This window comes from Nguyenibacter vanlangensis (genome assembly GCF_013376155.1).
Classification (GTDB): Bacteria; Pseudomonadota; Alphaproteobacteria; order Acetobacterales; family Acetobacteraceae; genus Gluconacetobacter; species Gluconacetobacter vanlangensis.
Map to the genome: position 1 here is coordinate 1 of NZ_JABXXP010000688.1, position 1441 is coordinate 1441.

At 70.4% G+C, this 1441-nt stretch carries 2 protein-coding genes; both read right to left on the minus strand.

From position 1 onward, the window contains the following. Positions 1–264, minus strand: a 264-nt coding sequence (locus HUK84_RS18050) for an L-threonylcarbamoyladenylate synthase (protein ID WP_176641476.1), incomplete at its 3' end; no start/stop codon positions are given. A 45-nt stretch (positions 265–309) separates the two neighbouring features. Then, the gene (cysQ, locus tag HUK84_RS18055) at positions 310–1125 is read right to left on the minus strand and encodes a 3'(2'),5'-bisphosphate nucleotidase CysQ (RefSeq protein ID WP_176641477.1); all 816 of its coding nucleotides are present in this window, start codon (positions 1123–1125) and stop codon (positions 310–312) included. Positions 1126–1441: the final 316 nt, after the last annotated feature.

Sequence of the window (1441 nt, forward strand, 5' to 3'; positions counted from 1 at the left end):
CCAGAACCGCTCGGCCAGCCGGCGCGCCAGCTCGTCCGGCGCCGCCTCGGTAAAGGCGGACTCGGCATCGGGAAAATGGCTGATCAGCGGGTTGAAGCGCGGCCGTTCCTTGGCCGCGAAAATCCGCGCGACCGCGACGTCGCTGGTGGCGTCCGCCCCCAGGCCATAGACGGTCTCGGTCCCGAACGCCACCAGGCCGCCCGCGCGCAGCAGGGCCGCCGCCCGGGCGATCCCGGCGTCATTTGCTTCCAGGCGTTCCGTCATGTCCGCGCCATCCGCTCCCTTCCGCCGGATGATAATCCCAATCGCTCACGAATGCTCCCGCTTTCCCACGCAGACGAAATGCGGATTGCGCCAGTCCGGCTTGCCATAGCGCAGCGGCGACCCGTCCAGCAGGGTCACGCTGCCGCCCGCCGCCTCGACGACCGCCTGCGGGGCGGCGGTATCCCATTCCATCGTGGTGCCCAGCCGCGGATACAGGTCGACCAGCCCCTCCGCGACGCGGATGAATTTCGCGGCCGAGCCGATATTGCCCAGATGCGCGATCCGCTGCCCGCCCAGAAACGCCGCCAGCCGCGGATCGTCGGCATAATGGCGCGACGCCAGCACCGTCAGCCCCTCGGGCGGAATGGCGCGGGCGGCGATCGCGTGCGCGCCCGATTCGTCGATGCGCCGGGCGCCGGTCGCGACATGCGCCGTGTAAAGCTGGTGATAGGCCGGCAGCGCCACCGCGCCCAGCACCGCCCGCCCGCCGCGCACCAGGCCGATATTGACGGTAAAATCATCGCGCCCGGCGGCGAATTCGCGCGTGCCGTCCAGCGGATCGACCAGCCAGAAGGTCTCGCCCGCCTCGATCCGCACCCCGGCCGCCGCCTCTTCCTCGGCGATGACCGGAATATGCGGGGCGGCCGCGCGCAACCCTTTCAGGATATGGGCCTCAGCCGCATGGTCGGCCTCCGTCACCGGCGAGGAATCGGATTTCGTGACCGTCTCGAACCCGCGCCGGCGAATGGCCCGGATCAGCTCCGCGGCCTCGCCCGCCAGCCGCGCGGCCAGGTCCAGCAATGCGGCGTCGCCGGGTTGCAGCAGGGCGGGTTGCACAAGAGATGGAGATTCGGAATTCATGCCTTCCGCTTACTCCACTCATGGCCGCGCGTCATGCGCCTTTCTCGATACGTCTTCTCTCGATGTGTCTTCCGGAGCATCCTCTCTTCCGGCCCCTTTTCGGGGCACGCCGCCGCCGCCCCGCCGACGCGGCTTTGGACAGCGGCGCGCGCTTGCGTCATTCTGGCGTCAAATCCGGGGAACACCCGCACGTCCAGGAGCCCGACCCATGCTGCAGACCGCTTTCTCCTCCGCCGCCCTTCCGGCCGGCGGCGTCCTGGCCCTCCTGGCGGCCGAGGACGCGCCCCGCCCGGCCTCCTTCGCCGCCGCCGACGAC

Bases quoted from the DNA above. Each gene is read 5' to 3' on its own strand.
- cysQ (WP_176641477.1), bottom strand. From the start codon at position 1,125: ATGAATTCCGAATCTCCATCTCTTGTGCAACCCGCCCTGCTGCAACCC.